Consider the following 13,115-nt stretch of genomic DNA (forward strand, 5'->3'; position numbering starts at 1 on the left):
GCGGCGCGCCGGCTCCCGCGGGCGTCCTCACCTCAGTGCAGAGTGATCCCGGCGGCGACCGGCAGGTGGTCGCTGCCGGTCGCGGGCAGGGTGCGGATGCGGACGACGGACGCCGAGCGGGCCATGACCTGATCGATCCGGGCCACCGGGAACGCGGCGGGGAAACTGAGGGCGAAGCCTCGCTCGGCCCTGTTCATCCGTGAGGTCAGCGGCCCCAGTCCGCGGTCGTCGACGGTGCCGTTGAGGTCGCCCAGCAAGATCACTGTTCTCACCTTCTCCGCCGCGACGGCCTCACCCAGCAGGCCGGCGCTCTCGTCACGCCAGGAGGACGCGAGTCCACTCGCCCGCACGCGGACCGAGGGCAGGTGTGCGACGTACGCCGCGACCTCCCCGCGTGGCGTGCGGACCACGGCCCGCAGCCCACGGCTCCAGGGCCCCGTCACCCCCCGCGGTTTGACATCCACCACCCGGACACCGGTCAGCGGATGCTTCGACCACAGCCCGACGGTGCCCCGGACCGCGTGGTAAGGGAAGTCCTGGGCGAGCGTCCTCTCGTAGACCCCCAGCGCCGGGGGTACCAGCTCCTGCAGCGCGATGAGGTCAGGTTCGGCCCCGGCCAGGGCGAGGGCCGTGCCGGCGGGGTCGGGGTTCTCGTCGCTGACGTTGTGCTGCACCACCAGCAGGTCCTGGACGACGGGCCTCCCACCGGGCAGGAGCAGCCCGCCGAAGAGGTACGTCCACGCCGCCACGGGCAGCAGCAGCGCCACCAGCGCGACGGCCGAACGACGCAGCAGCGCCACGCCGAACAGCAGAACGATCCCCAGGCCGAGCCACGGCAGGAACGACTCGACGAGACTGCCCAGGCGACCGACGGAGTTGGGCACGACCCGATGGAACGTCAGCAGCCCGGCCGTCAGCACGGCGCAGGCGGCGGTCACCCGTCCGCGCGGCCGGGCCGACGCGCCTCGCGAGTCCCCCTGCCGGCCCGCGGCCGGAACCCACCGCCCGGCCGGGCGGCGCGTCCACCTGCGGGCCACCGCCTTCGGCGTCGCCGTCACACCGCTGCCCGCTCGCTCCACCCGACTTCCCTCCGCTCGCCCTCGCTCTCCAGGACGAGCCACGGCGTGGATCGGTTTCCGGATCCGTCGCCTCGTCCCGCCACGCCACCCCGCCCCCGCGCGGCGGACGGGCGCTGTCGGCATTCGCCGGGGTGGTCGACTCAGTTGTGGAGAAGTTCTGGTCACCCCGTGAGTTTTCGGTCGGCGAATTCCTCACCGATGCCGCACCGGAATCACTTCCGGACCCTTCCAACTGAATAGTAACCAGCCCCTGACCAGCCAAAACTCCATTCTCGACGGTGCGTCCACGGGAATCCCCGGAATTCCGACAGGCGAGGTATGGTCGGGCCCGCTCACCTGTCCGAGTCATTGTCGAACGCCGTGGGCGAAGTGAAATCGGGGCACATGCAGACCCCAAGGGTGAAGACCGACCAAAGACGTTCGAGGCGAGGCAGACCGATGGAAGCTCCGACCAACCCGTCGGCCGACGGCTGCGGCTCCGGTGCCGCTGCCCCTGCCGGCGGTGCGGGCGGGGGCTGGTTCGGGCGCGATCCGAAGGGAGCGCAGGGGCCCCAGCGACAGGGGCACCCGGAGACCGGCCGGCCGGCCCCCGAACCCTCGCGTCCGACCGCACGACAGCCGGCCCCGGCGACGCCCCCTTCCACCGCTTCGGCGCCGTCCGCCACGGAGTTGCTGCGCCGCACGATGGCCGAGATCGAGCCGATCGCCGACCAGGTCACCTCGTACTTCTACGCCTTGCTCTTCCTCCACCACCCCGGCCTGCGGGACCTCTTCCCGGTCGCGATGGACACCCAGCGCGACCGTCTGTTCAAGGCCCTGCTCACCGCCGCGACCCATGCGGACGACCCTGTCACCCTGACGACGTATCTGACCCACCTCGGCCGCGGGCACCGGAAGTACGGCACTCTCCCCCAGCACTATCCGGCCGTCGGCGAGGCCCTGATCGGCGCCCTCTCCCGCCACGCCCCGCAGACCTGGGGGCCGCGCACCGAGGCCGCGTGGGTGGGTGCCTACACCACGATCTCCCAGATCATGATCGATGCGGCGACCGAGGACGAACTCCGTGCCCCGGCCTGGTGGCAGGCGGAGGTGGTCGCCCATGTCATGCGTACGAAGGACGTCGCGGTCGTCACGGTCCGGCCCGACGGGCCCTATCCCTTCCTCGCCGGGCAGTACACGGCTCTGGAGACCCCCTGGTGGCCGCGGATCTGGCGGCACTACTCCTTCGCCTCCGCGCCCCGTTCCGACGGACTGCTCTCCTTCCACGTCAAGGCCGTGCCGGCGGGCTGGGTCTCCAACGCCCTCGTCCACCGCGCCCGCGTCGGGGACGTCGTCCGGCTCGGACCTCCCGCCGGTTCCATGACCGTGGACCACACCAGCGACAGCGGCCTGCTCTGTCTCGGCGGCGGCACCGGCATCGCGCCCATCAAGGCCCTCGTGGAGGACGTCGCCCAGCACGGTCGGCGCCGCTCCGTCGACGTGTTCTACGGCGCGCGCCGCAACCAGGGCCTCTACGACATCGACACGATGCTCCGGCTGCAGCAGTCGCACCCCTGGCTCTCGGTGCGCCCGGTCGTCGACGACGGTCCGGTCGGTCTGCTGTCCGGCGGCATCCCCGAGGCCGTACGCGAGTTCGGCCCGTGGCACACCCACGACGCGTACCTGTCCGGCCCGCCCGGAATGATCCGGCGCGGCGTCGACACCCTCGTGGGCATCGGCATACCCACCCATCGCATACGGCACGACTCCATCGAAGAACTGGTCGGGGCAACGACGTGAGCACTTTCGAACACGCCGGACGGCGGGCGACGGCCCTGCGGACCACCCGCCCCGGCAGTGACGGCGAACACCTGGTCCAGCAGCGCATGGGCACCACCGAACGCGCGGACCGCTTCTACGCCGACCAGGTCCTGGACCGGCTGAACCCCCGGATGCGCGAGTTCGTGAACCGGCAGGAGATGTTCTTCCTGGCCACCGCCGACCGGCACGGCTCGTGCGACAACACCTTCCGGGCCGGCCCGCCCGGTTTCCTCCACGTCCTGGACGACGCGACGCTCGCCTACCCCGAGTACCGGGGCAACGGCGTCCACGCCAGCCTCGGCAACATCGAGGAGAACCCCCAGGTCGGCATCCTGATGGTCGACTTCCTCCAGGACCGCATCGGCCTCCATGTCAACGGCACGGCCACGAGCGTGCCCGACGACGAGATGCGCCGAGCCCACTCCTGGCTCCCGTCCGACCAAGTGCCCGGCCGCCGGGCGCTGGTGTGGGTGGTGATCACCGTCGAGGAGGCGTACATCCACTGCGCCAAGCACATCCCGCACCTCCAGAAGGTCCCCGCGCGCGGCCAGGGCCGCCCGTGGGGAACGGACGACTTCAAGCGCAAGGGCGGTGACTTCTTCGGAGCGGCCTCGTCGGCGCCGGAGCGGGGTCCCTACCTGCCGCCGCCCCGGCCGGACGCGGACGCGGCGACCTGGCGGGCGGAGGCGGAGAGGGTACTGGCGAGGGCCGAGGGGTGCGCCCTCGGCGAAGGCGGCGGCGCCGGGTCGGAACCGACGGCGGGGACCGCGCCGTTCAGCGGCTGGTTCAGCAGAAGCGCCTCGGTCTGAGCCCCGCTCGCCCCACATCTCCGCACTTGGGGCCGGGTCGGGTGAAACCTTTCGGCCGAATCTTCCGTCCCCCTTTCCGGGAGAGCGTAGAGAACCGGCGAGGAGCAGCAGGACATGGGGCTGAAGAGCAAGTACACCGCGCACATAGCCGTGGCGGCTTCGGCGGTCGCGATCAGCCTGGCGGCATGGGCGGCCACCGCGCTGACGGACACCGAGGCCGCCGCACAGGCTGCGGGCGCGCAGGGACAGACGAAGGATCCGGCATCGCGTCCGCCGCCGGTGTCGAAGGTGCGGATGCCCCAGGGGATCGCCCATGCCGCGGAGGCGGGCGGGAAGGCCGTGAACATCACCATCGACGACGGACCCGACCCGCAGTGGACACCCAAGGTGCTGAGGGTCCTCAAGGAGAACGACGTCAAGGCGGTCTTCTGCATGGTGGGACCCCGGGCGAAGGAGTTCCCCGACCTGGTCAGGCAGATCGTCGCGGACGGGCACCGCCTCTGCGACCACACCATGTCCCACGACACCACGATGGACAAGAAGTCCGTCGCGTACCAGAGGCAGCAGATCCTGGACGCGAAGAAGATGATCGAGGACGCCGCCGGGGGCGCCCCGGTGGAGTACTACCGGGCGCCGGGCGGTGCGTTCACCCCCGACAGCCGGCGCATCGCCGCCGAGGCGGGCATGCGGCCGCTGGGGTGGAACGTGGACACCAAGGACTTCGAGAAGCCCGGCACCAGCGCCATCGTCGGCACGGTCAAGAACGAGCTGTCCAACGGGCCGACGATCCTCTTCCACGACGGCGGCGGCGACCGTGTGCAGACCGTCGAGGCCCTCGAGCAGGTCCTGCCGTGGCTCAAGGAACAGGGACACCCCTTCAGCTTCCCCGTACGCACCGCCCCCTGAGGACCAAGTCGGCAGGGATCAGGACCGGGCCATGCGGGCGGCGAGACCCGCGCGCGTGGCGACGTCGGTCTTGCGGAAGGTCCGGGAGAGACGGGTCTCGACGGCTCGCGCGGCCGGTTGGCATATGGTCCGCGGTCGCCCTCCGGTCAGGGCCGGGCCGCTCCCCGTCCTCGGCCACCGGGCGGCGCCGCGCGGTGCTCGTCGGCGCGGGGATGCCGCCGGGCGTGGGCCCGGGCGAGCTGTTCCGCCGCGCTGTTCAGCAGCGTGTCGAGGACCACGGGGTAGGCGCTGTGCGTCATGCGCCCGGCCAGGAGCCGCGCGGTGGCCGCGATGTGCGGATGCGTGTCGGCGGGCAGCTCGGCGTAGGTGGAGTTCCACATCTCCTCGTCCGCCGCCCGGGCCTCGTCCGTCAGCGCCAGCGACCCCGCGTCGAGGGCGGCGAAGGCCAGGCCGAGGTCGATGAACGCGTGGTAGACGACGACCGCGTCCGCGTCGGCGAAGCCCGCGCCCCGCAGGATGCCGAGGATCGTCTCGTCCACCGCGATCTCCCGTGGGCGGCCCGTGACGCGGCTGGCCGTCAGAACGGCCGCCTGGGGGTGGGCGAGGTAGGAGGCGTGGATGGCCAGGCCGAGGGCCCGCAGGTCGGCACGCCAGTCTCCGGTGGCCGACCAGGTGTCCAGCGCCCGTCCCATCAGCTCCTCGCCGATGGCCCTGGTCAGGTCGTCCATTCCGGCGAAGTAGCGGTAGAGGGTGCTCGGGTCGGCGCCGAGGGCGGCGCCCAGCCTGCGCGCGGTCAGTCCGGTGCTGCCGTGTTCCCGCAGCATCCGCAGCGCCGTGCTGACGATCAGCTTCTCGGACAGCACCGTGCCCTGCCTGGTCGGCCGGCGCCTGCGCCGTGCCTCCTCCGGCACCACTTCCTTCACCATGCCGCTTCTCCCAGCTCTCCCGGATCTCCCGTACGGATCGCCCGCGCGCCCACCCTTATGCCAACGCCGTAGACCTTAACCTGGGGCATCCCGTTGCATGTGTCCAACCCCGGGAGCCACCGTCTCGGGCGACGAAAGGTGTGTGACATGCGAGTACTCCTCGTGGGCGCGGGCGGCGTGGGCACGGCCGTCACCCGGATCGCGGCCCGGCGCGAGTTCCTGACCCACATGGTCGTCGCGGACTACGACCTCGCACGCGCCGAGGCGGCTGTCGCGGCGCTCAAGGACCACGGGGACCGGTTCAGCGCGAGGCGTCTGGACGCCTCCGACGAGGACGCGGTCCGCCAGGTGCTCGTGGATGAGAACTGTGACGCCCTGCTCAACGCGACCGACCCGCGCTTCGTGATGCCCCTGTTCGACGCGGCCCTCGCGGCGGGCACGCACTATGTCGACATGGCGATGTCCCTCTCCACGCCGCACCCCACCCGTCCGTACGAGGAGTGCGGCGTGAAGCTCGGCGACACGCAGTTCGAGCAGGCGGGTCCGTGGGAGCGTTCGGGACGGCTGGCTCTGGTCGGCATGGGGGTGGAGCCGGGTCTTTCCGATGTGTTCGCCCGGCACGCGGCGGACGAGCTGTTCGACGAGATCGAGGAGATCGGCGTCCGCGACGGCGCGAACCTGACGGTCGAGGGCTACGACTTCGCTCCGTCGTTCAGCATCTGGACGACCATCGAGGAGTGCCTCAATCCCCCGGTGGTCTACGAGAAGGACCGCGGCTGGTTCACCACGGCCCCGTTCAGCGAGCCGGAGGTGTTCGACTTCCCCGAGGGCATCGGTCCCGTGGAGTGTGTGAACGTCGAGCACGAGGAGGTCCTGCTCATCCCCCGCTGGGTCGACGCCCGCCGGGTGACGTTCAAGTACGGCCTCGGCGACGACTTCATCGCCAAGCTCAAGACCCTCCACGAGCTGGGCCTGGACTCCACCACGAAGGTCACCGTCCCCTCGGGTGACGGGCCCGTGGCGGTGTCCCCGCGCGACGTCGTCGCCGCCTGCCTGCCCGACCCGGCCACCCTGGGCGATCGGATGACCGGCAAGACCTGCGCGGGCACCTGGGTCAAGGGCACCAAGGACGGCTCGCCGCGCGAGGTGTACCTCTACCACGTGGTCGACAACGAGTGGTCGATGCGTGAGTACGGTTCCCAGGCGGTGGTCTGGCAGACCGCCGTCAACCCGGTCATCGCCCTGGAACTCCTCGCGGACGGCACCTGGTCAGGCAGCGGCGTCCTGGGCCCTGAGGCCCTGCCGCCGCGTCCCTTCCTCGACCTCCTCACCGCGTACGGCTCGCCGTGGGGCGTCCGCGAGGAGATCTGACGGCTCGCCGCCGCCCGAGCTCGCGGGGGCTGCACCTCCGTGCGGTGCCGCACAGAGGAAGGCCCCCCGCCCCGCGAGGGGACAGGGGGCCTTCTCCGGCGGGCGGCCCGACTCGGGTCAGGCGTGGCGGCGTCCGTTGCCCGTGACGAGGCGGTAGAGGACGAGGAGGATCACAGAGCCGACGATGGCGGCGATCCAGGTGGAGAGTTCGAAGAATCCGTCGATGGCGTCGACGCTGAGGACCGCCTTGCCGAGCCAGCCCCCGAGCAGACCACCCGCCACGCCGATGAGCATGGTGATGATGATGCCGCCCGGGTCCTTGCCCGGCATGAGGGCCTTCGCGATCGCGCCGGCCAGCAGGCCGATGAGGATCCACGCGATGATGCCCATGATGTGCCTCCAGTTCGTCGCCTGAGAAGTTCGCACACAGCGTCTGTTCCGATCCGGCGCGGTCAAACCCGTCCGCTCGAACAGGTGTGCCGATACCTGCCCCTCCCGGACGGGCCTCGGGGCACGCCGGAGTGCCGGGAGGTCTCGCTTGGGCGGCCGGCCGCGTCAGCCGGTTTCGAGCAGCCCCTGGCGCAGGCGCTTCACGGTCCGCGAGAGCAGGCGGGACACATGCATCTGGGAGCAGCCCAGGTGTTCCCCGATCTGGGCCTGGGTGAGTTCCTCGACGAACCTCAGGTGGATGATCTGCCGGTCGCGCTCGTCGAGCTCTGCGATGAGCGGGGCCAGGGCGTGGAAGTCCTCCACCAGCTCCATGGCGGGGTCCTCGCTGCCTATGAAGTCGGCCAGGGAGGCCTCGCCGTCCTCGCTCTCGCCGCTCAACGCGGCGTCGAGCGAGGAGGAGTTGTACCCGTTGGAGGCCAGCCGTGCCTCGGTGACCTCCTCCTCGGTGAGGCTCATCAGCTCGGCGAGTTCCTTGACCGTCGGCGCCCGGCCCAGGCGCGTGCTCAGCTCCTCGGTCGCCTTGGCCAGTTCCACCCGGGCCTCCTGCAGACGGCGGGGGACGTGCACCGCCCAGGAGGTGTCACGGAAGAACCTCTTGATCTCCCCGACGATGTAGGGCACGGCGAACGTGGTGAACTCGACCTCCCGCGACAGTTCGAAGCGGTCGATCGCCTTGATCAGCCCGATCATCCCGACCTGGACGATGTCCTCCATCTCGTCACCGCGATGGCGGAACCGCCCGGCCGCGTAGCGGACCAGGCTCATGTTCATCTCGATGAGGGTGTTCCGCGCGTACTGGTACTCGTGCGTTCCCTCCTCCAGCACCGTGAGCTCCTGGAAGAAGACCTTCGACAGGGCCCGCGCGTCCCTGGGCGCGACCGCCAACGCGTCCGGTACGACCGGCAGCGTTCCCGTTCCGGCCTCGATCCTCTTGGCCGACATCATGGTGAGCGTCACGCCGTTCCCCTTCCAGGTGTGTCACGAGCATGGAGTCGTGACCCCGTGTCAGTTCGCCTACCCGGCAATCCGAAGTCCACACGGACGAGTTCGTGGCGGGTTCCCCGGGGAGCGGATCCTCCGGTCCGCTCGCTTCGGCCACCGGTCACGGGGCAGAAGGAAAGTGCCGTTCGGCCCTTCGAAGGAGAGACATGACACGGGATCCCTCACTCAGAGCCGTCGGGTGGGCTCGATCGCTTCCCCTCGGCAGCAGCGTGAAGACGGCGCGCGACTGGACGCGCGAGCATCTGGCGTCGCTCGGCTGGGACCGCACCGCGCCGGACCTGGTGGACTCCGTGGTGCTGGCCGTCTCCGAACTGGTCACCAACGCCCATGTCCACGCCCACAGTGACGCGCAGCTCATCCTCACGTGGGACGAGGCGTGCCTGCACGTGACCGCGCACGACGCGTCGCCCCGTGTTCCCGAGCCGCGCCACCCGGACGACGACGCTCTGGGCGGGCGCGGTCTGCTCCTGATCGGCGCCCTCGCCGACGATGTACGGATCCGCTCCTGCCCGCGGGGCAAGGACGTCACCGCCTGCTTCGGCCCGCCCTCGACGGGCCGGCCGGACTGAGGAGGGTCCGCGCGAGGGTCGAGCGGACAGCCGCCCCGTTCGAGGACACCTGCCTCATTCGTCCCCGGACGGTCGTCGGCTCTCGTACGGCACGTCAGCGCCGGAGGGAGGCGAGCAGCGGCTGCCAGTCGATGTGCCTCTCCTCGGTGCCCTGCGGCACCAGGGCGAAGGTGTCGCGTACGAGGCGGGCGAGCCGCTCCTTGTCGCACCTGACCGTGGCGCAGTGACCGGCCGGACCGAGCCGCAGGAGGAGGCTGCCGTCGGACGCGGGCCTCAGGCGGACCTCCCCCGCACCGGTGGGGGCCCGCGATCCGCTGAGGACCATCTCGCGGTCGACGCGCCACACGACGGGCGCTTCGCCCAGGAGGTGGAAGACGATGCTCAGCGCGTGGGGGTCGCGGGAGGTGTAACCGACGGTGGTCTCGATCGGGACGGACGCGTCCGGGGTCAGCAGCTCCATGGCCACGGGCTGCGTGAGGACGCGCGGCGGGGCGAGGGGTGCGACGGGGCGCTGCGGCATGGTGGGCCTCCGGCTGAAGGGACGTGGCGAGCGGTGCGGTGTCCGCCTGACCCGTCCTCTCGCTGTTACACCTCTCGCCCGCGAGACGGATGCGCCGTGGGCGTCGCGGTTCCGTGAAGGCCGTGGGAGCGGGGCCGTCGGGGGCCTCGGGGACAGAACCGCCGGAGGGCTGACGCGCGAGGCCCGGAGCGGAAGCCGGGCGGGCCTGTCAGAAGCCGGGGCGAGGCCCGGAAAAGACGCCGGGCAGGCCTGTCGGAAGCCGGGCGGGGTCCGTCAGGGGCCGGGGAGCCGGGGGCCGTCCGCCGCGCCGGTCGAGGTGTCCCCGTCGCTCCCCGCGGTCGCGGTCTCGGACCGGCCCGTCAGGTGCTCGTAGGTGCCGGTGAGTCGGAGCAGCCTGTCGAGCAGGACCGGTCTGCGGTCGAGGTGGAGCCGTACTCCCCTCGCCGCAGCATGCCGGTGGAGGGCGAGCAGGGTGGAGAGGCCCATCGAGTCGCACAGGGTCATCCGGGCGCAGTCCAGGTGGACGTCCGAGAGGTCGGGCACCGCGTCGATCTGGGCACGGGCCGCTTCGAGCAGCTCGTCGGCGCTGTCCCAGGCGAGGTCGCCGGAGAGCTCCGCGTACAGGACGCCGTCCGCAGCGGGGGCCGCCTTGAGTTCGAAGGTGCTGTGAGATGCGCTCATGAGTGGGGTCCGGGGGCCGTTGGGACGGGTACACGGGCGAGGGCGCGACGTCCCGCGACGAGATGGGTCCGCGCGCGGGGGAAGTCGTACTGTGCGTCGGCGAGGAGTCCGAGCGCGGCGGCCAGGGCGTCGCCCGGGACACCACGGGCCCGCAGGATGCCGGCGGTCCAGGTGACGAAGCCGGTGAACAGCTCGGGGTCGTCGGCGTAGAGGGACGCGGCGAGGAAGTCGACGATGTGCGCGATGTCCTCGGCGGTCCGTTCCCGCTGCTGTTCGGTGTACGCGGCCATCGCCGGGACCGCGTCCTCCAGCTTCTCGAGGACGTGGCGGGTGAGTTGCGTCCGGCTGCGGGTGACCAGTGTGTACTCCTGGTCGGACAGGTGCGGCAGTTCGCGGGACGGGTCCCGCGGAGGCGCCTCCGGGCGCCGCAGGCCGTCGGTCAGGAGGGAGGCGGCGACGCGGGCGTCGGGTGCCCATCCGTCCGCGCCGATCAGGGCGGCGTACCGGCCGTCGGGTCCGAAGGCGGCTCCGCCGACGAGGACGGGAAGGCCGATGGCCTGGACGGCGGTGACAGCGGCGTGGGCCGTCGGGAGCCGGAGCGGCAGGGAGGCCGAGAGAGCGACGGCGTCCGCGCCGGTCTGGTGCAGATGCGCGATCAGGTGAGGGGTGGGGACGTGAGCCCCCAGGTAGTCGACGACGAAGCCCCGGCTGCGCAGGACTTCGGCGAATAGGCGGGCGGGCAGCGCGTGCCACTCTCCGTCGACGCAGGCGACGGTGACGCGCTGCGGTGCCGTCGCGGTCGCCCGCCGGGCGTCCGGCCCGGCGGCGGTGCGGTGGCTCGGGGCCCGGTGGGCGAGGGCGGCGATGACGCGGTCCTGGATCGCGGTCACCGCGTGCTCCTGCGCGACGCCGATGCGGCCGGCGGCCCATTCGCCGCCGACCCTGGCCTGTACGGGTCCGATCACGTCGAGCAGGAGGTCCTCCTTCGTGGCCCCCGCGTCGTGGGCGTCGAAGACCGCCTGGGCGGCCGCCGTCTCGTCCCTCGCCGTGAGGGCCGCCCACAGCCGCTCGCGCGTTCCGACGAGGCCGGTGGACGAGGTCGTGGTGTGCGTGATCGTCATGCGGTGTACCTGCCCCGGGTGTGGCCGTTCACCGCGGAGAGATGGTTGGTGTGCGGTGCGGTGATGACGACGACCGCCATGTCGTCGTGCGGACCACGGCCCACCCAGTCGCCGGTGATCATCTGGAGGCGTTCGACGACGGCCTCCGCGGGGAGTCCGACGCACTCGGCCAGAGTGGCCTGGAGCCGGTCCTCGCCGAACATGGACGAACCCAGCGGTCCGCCCCGGGCCTCGGTGATCCCGTCCGTGTAGAGCAGGCACGTCTCGCCGGGCGACAGGTGCACGGTCGCGGACCGGGAGGTGACCTCGGGAAGTGCGCCCACGAGGGTTCCGCTCGTGTCCGCCTCCTCCACCTCTCCCGTGGTGCGCAGGATGAGGGGCCGAGGATGGCCGGCGCTGGTCAGCCTCAGCCGCACCTGGCCGCCCGAGCGGCGTACCGAGGCCAGGACCAGCGTGGCGAAGCGGGTGTGACGAGAGGTCAGGAGGGCGCCGTTGAGCAGCTTCAGGACGTCCTGGTGGTCGCCGGCGAGGGGCAGGAGCGCCTGGACGGTGCTGCGGATCCTGCCCGTGAGCACGGCGGCGTCAAGGCCCTTGCCGCACACGTCGCCGAGGACGGCGAGCGTCTCCTCGTCGGCGGTGTTCCCGGCGTGCACGTCGTAGAAGTCGCCGCCGATCCGCTCCGTGTCCTGGGAGGTCCGGTAGCCGCCGGCGAAGTCGACCCCCTGGACATGGCGGAGTCGCGGCGGGAGGAGTTCGGCGATCAGCGCGCGGGTGATGCGCGCCTGCTCCGCGTAGAGGCGTGCGGCCGACAGGGCGGCGCCGGCCCGGGCGGCGAAGAGCCGGGCGAAGAGTTCCTCGGAGGAGTCGAAGGCCCTCCGCCCTCCGCGCCGCAGCAGGATCAGGACGCCCGCGGGCACGCCGTGGCCGGGCAGGGGTGTGATGGCGACGGCGCCGGGGGTCCCTTCGAAGTCCTCGGGGACGGCCCAGTCCGGCAGCTCCGCCGGGTCGATCCAGCGGGCGGGCACCGGGGGGAATCCCTGGAGGGCCTCGGCCAGGCCGGGAACCGACGTCGGGTCCATCGTCACCTGGCTCCGGTCCCAGCGGTCGCCCACCGCGGTGACCACGCCGTACCGATTCCTCACGGGCGGGGAGACCACGAGCGCCGCGTCGCCGAGGTGGGCCGCGGCGAGCAGGGCCGTCTTCTCCAGGCAGCGGTCGGGGTTCAGCGAGGCGAGGAGCTGTGTGGACGCCTCGGCCAGGAGCGCGGTGCGCTCCCGTTCGGTACGCAGGGCGTCCTCCGCGGCGTTCAGATCGGAGTCGTCGACCAGCCACCAGGCGACGTCGCCTTGCCCGGACTCGGTGGGGTGGGCGCGCAGGAGGCGGCCCTCGTGACTCCCCCGCAGGGCGAGACGTCCCGCTCGCGCGGGTGCCGGAACGGACGGCGCCGGCACCCGGCGGGACAGCCGCTGGTGTGCGTCGGCCAGCCATCCGGGGACGACCTCGTCCAGCCATGAGCCGACGCCCATCTCCGGGAAGAGGTCGGCGGCGGCGGTGTTGAACTCGACGACGCCGCCCTCGCGGTCGGCCACCACCGCCGGGTGGGGCGAACGGAGCCAGGAGATGCCTCCGGCTTCGGGAGTGACCTGAGAGCGACCGAACCCATCTTCGAAAACAGTCATATGCGTGGCCCGCGCGTCGTGGCCCGCCACCTTCCCCGCTCGACGACAGTTTGCCTGCCCACCCTTCCTCAGGGCGCCTCACACATCAAGTGAACCCTCCTCTTTCGGTACGCATCCGACCCTCCCTCGCCATACCCGCACCAACCCGGCACAAGACCTTCACGGATGGCGCATCCTCCTGCGCGACCGACGACCCGGCGGT

Annotated in this window: 13 protein-coding genes; 5 read left to right on the forward strand and 8 right to left on the reverse strand. The window is 71.8% G+C overall.

The genetic code is table 11. From position 1 onward, the window contains the following. Positions 1 to 32: 32 nt before the first annotated feature. Positions 33 to 938, reverse strand: coding sequence for an endonuclease/exonuclease/phosphatase family protein (locus OG392_RS01760; protein ID WP_329274722.1), 906 nt, complete (start codon positions 936 to 938; stop codon positions 33 to 35). An 825-nt stretch (positions 939 to 1,763) separates the two neighbouring features. Here OG392_RS01760 and OG392_RS01765 point away from each other — a divergent pair. The 3 genes from OG392_RS01765 to OG392_RS01775 all read left to right on the forward strand — a co-directional run bounded on the left by OG392_RS01765 (position 1,764) and on the right by OG392_RS01775 (position 4,594). Further along, positions 1,764 to 2,858 (forward strand): globin domain-containing protein, encoded by a 1,095-nt coding sequence (locus tag OG392_RS01765; protein ID WP_443054649.1) that lies wholly within the window; start codon positions 1,764 to 1,766, stop codon positions 2,856 to 2,858. Positions 2,859 to 2,944: 86 nt separating this feature from the next. After that, positions 2,945 to 3,688 (forward strand): pyridoxamine 5'-phosphate oxidase family protein, encoded by a 744-nt coding sequence (locus tag OG392_RS01770; protein WP_443055048.1) that lies wholly within the window; start codon positions 2,945 to 2,947, stop codon positions 3,686 to 3,688. A 114-nt stretch (positions 3,689 to 3,802) separates the two neighbouring features. Further along, positions 3,803 to 4,594 (forward strand): polysaccharide deacetylase family protein, encoded by a 792-nt coding sequence (locus tag OG392_RS01775; protein WP_329274727.1) that lies wholly within the window; start codon positions 3,803 to 3,805, stop codon positions 4,592 to 4,594. A gap of 146 nt (positions 4,595 to 4,740) precedes the next feature. Here OG392_RS01775 and OG392_RS01780 read toward each other — a convergent pair whose 3' ends face one another. Further along, positions 4,741 to 5,520, reverse strand: coding sequence for a TetR/AcrR family transcriptional regulator (locus OG392_RS01780; RefSeq protein ID WP_329274729.1), 780 nt, complete (start codon positions 5,518 to 5,520; stop codon positions 4,741 to 4,743). 147 nt (positions 5,521 to 5,667) lie between these two features. Between OG392_RS01780 and OG392_RS01785 the strand changes: the two genes are divergently transcribed. Beyond that, a complete protein-coding gene (locus OG392_RS01785) occupies positions 5,668 to 6,891 on the forward strand; it encodes a saccharopine dehydrogenase family protein (RefSeq protein WP_329274731.1) in 1,224 nt (407 codons plus the stop codon). A gap of 117 nt (positions 6,892 to 7,008) precedes the next feature. Here OG392_RS01785 and OG392_RS01790 read toward each other — a convergent pair whose 3' ends face one another. Together OG392_RS01790 and OG392_RS01795 are read right to left on the reverse strand one after the other, a co-directional pair. After that, the gene (locus OG392_RS01790) at positions 7,009 to 7,281 is read right to left on the reverse strand and encodes a GlsB/YeaQ/YmgE family stress response membrane protein (protein ID WP_329274733.1); all 273 of its coding nucleotides are present in this window, start codon (positions 7,279 to 7,281) and stop codon (positions 7,009 to 7,011) included. A 165-nt stretch (positions 7,282 to 7,446) separates the two neighbouring features. Next, entirely contained in the window at positions 7,447 to 8,286 is an 840-nt protein-coding gene (locus OG392_RS01795; RefSeq protein ID WP_443055049.1) for an RNA polymerase sigma factor SigF, read from the reverse strand. Between the two features lie 203 nt (positions 8,287 to 8,489). Between OG392_RS01795 and OG392_RS01800 the strand changes: the two genes are divergently transcribed. Further along, on the forward strand, positions 8,490 to 8,912 hold the full coding sequence (locus tag OG392_RS01800) for an ATP-binding protein (protein ID WP_329274737.1): 423 nt from the start codon (positions 8,490 to 8,492) through the stop codon (positions 8,910 to 8,912). 94 nt (positions 8,913 to 9,006) lie between these two features. Here OG392_RS01800 and OG392_RS01805 read toward each other — a convergent pair whose 3' ends face one another. The 4 genes from OG392_RS01805 to OG392_RS01820 all read right to left on the reverse strand — a co-directional run bounded on the left by OG392_RS01805 (position 9,007) and on the right by OG392_RS01820 (position 12,913). Further along, positions 9,007 to 9,432 carry an SsgA family sporulation/cell division regulator gene (locus OG392_RS01805; protein ID WP_329274739.1) on the reverse strand — a complete coding sequence of 142 codons (426 nt, stop codon included), beginning with the start codon at positions 9,430 to 9,432 and terminating at the stop codon, positions 9,007 to 9,009. Positions 9,433 to 9,705: 273 nt separating this feature from the next. After that, a complete protein-coding gene (locus OG392_RS01810; RefSeq protein WP_329274742.1) occupies positions 9,706 to 10,113 on the reverse strand; it encodes an STAS domain-containing protein in 408 nt (135 codons plus the stop codon). After that, positions 10,110 to 11,234 (reverse strand): cobalamin B12-binding domain-containing protein, encoded by a 1,125-nt coding sequence (locus OG392_RS01815; RefSeq protein WP_329274744.1) that lies wholly within the window; start codon positions 11,232 to 11,234, stop codon positions 10,110 to 10,112. The genes OG392_RS01810 and OG392_RS01815 overlap by 4 nt, the downstream gene beginning before the upstream one ends. Then, entirely contained in the window at positions 11,231 to 12,913 is a 1,683-nt protein-coding gene (locus OG392_RS01820) for a PP2C family protein-serine/threonine phosphatase (protein ID WP_329274747.1), read from the reverse strand. The genes OG392_RS01815 and OG392_RS01820 overlap by 4 nt, the downstream gene beginning before the upstream one ends. Positions 12,914 to 13,115: the final 202 nt, after the last annotated feature.

It is taken from the genome of Streptomyces sp. NBC_00691 (genome assembly GCF_036226665.1).
Lineage (GTDB): Bacteria > Actinomycetota > Actinomycetes > Streptomycetales > Streptomycetaceae > Streptomyces.

Coding starts and splice junctions, on each gene's coding strand:
- OG392_RS01765 (WP_443054649.1), top strand. CDS start 1,764: ATGGCCGAGATCGAGCCGATCGCCGACCAGGTCACCTCGTACTTCTAC.
- OG392_RS01770 (WP_443055048.1), top strand. CDS start 2,945: ATGGGCACCACCGAACGCGCGGACCGCTTCTACGCCGACCAGGTCCTG.
- OG392_RS01775 (WP_329274727.1), top strand. CDS start 3,803: ATGGGGCTGAAGAGCAAGTACACCGCGCACATAGCCGTGGCGGCTTCG.
- OG392_RS01780 (WP_329274729.1), bottom strand. CDS start 5,520: ATGGTGAAGGAAGTGGTGCCGGAGGAGGCACGGCGCAGGCGCCGGCCG.
- OG392_RS01785 (WP_329274731.1), top strand. CDS start 5,668: ATGCGAGTACTCCTCGTGGGCGCGGGCGGCGTGGGCACGGCCGTCACC.
- OG392_RS01790 (WP_329274733.1), bottom strand. CDS start 7,281: ATGGGCATCATCGCGTGGATCCTCATCGGCCTGCTGGCCGGCGCGATC.
- OG392_RS01795 (WP_443055049.1), bottom strand. CDS start 8,286: ATGATGTCGGCCAAGAGGATCGAGGCCGGAACGGGAACGCTGCCGGTC.
- OG392_RS01800 (WP_329274737.1), top strand. CDS start 8,490: ATGACACGGGATCCCTCACTCAGAGCCGTCGGGTGGGCTCGATCGCTT.
- OG392_RS01805 (WP_329274739.1), bottom strand. CDS start 9,432: ATGCCGCAGCGCCCCGTCGCACCCCTCGCCCCGCCGCGCGTCCTCACG.
- OG392_RS01810 (WP_329274742.1), bottom strand. CDS start 10,113: ATGAGCGCATCTCACAGCACCTTCGAACTCAAGGCGGCCCCCGCTGCG.
- OG392_RS01815 (WP_329274744.1), bottom strand. CDS start 11,234: ATGACGATCACGCACACCACGACCTCGTCCACCGGCCTCGTCGGAACG.
- OG392_RS01820 (WP_329274747.1), bottom strand. CDS start 12,913: ATGACTGTTTTCGAAGATGGGTTCGGTCGCTCTCAGGTCACTCCCGAA.